1 protein-coding gene is annotated in these 230 nt (G+C 67.8%); it reads left to right on the top strand.

Features of this window, described 5'->3' with window-relative positions:
• Window positions 1–15 precede the first annotated feature (15 nt).
• Window positions 16–230, top strand: a 215-nt coding sequence (locus KVT44_RS57475) for a DoxX family protein (RefSeq protein ID WP_254651268.1), incomplete at its 3' end; no start/stop codon positions are given.

Here is a 230-nt window from a genome sequence, read left to right as displayed (position 1 = left end):
ATGGGCGTCGAGGAGATGCGCAATACCTTTGAGGAGATCGGAGTCGGCCAGTGGCTTCTCTATGCGTCCGGTCTCGTGGAGGCCGCGGGCGGAATCGCCCTCCTCGTCCCGGCCCTCGCCGCCCTCGCAGCCCTCGTTCTCCTGCGCGTCATGGCGGGAGCGGTTCTCACGAAAGCCCTGCTGGTAGATGACCGAAACGCGGGCCCCGCGCTGGCCACCCTGCTGCTGTG

The organism is Streptomyces sp. GbtcB7 (assembly GCF_019091445.1).
Classification (GTDB): domain Bacteria; phylum Actinomycetota; class Actinomycetes; order Streptomycetales; family Streptomycetaceae; genus Streptomyces; species Streptomyces mirabilis.
Note: the sequence above shows the minus strand (reverse complement) of the source record. Positions and strands in the feature narration are given on the sequence as shown.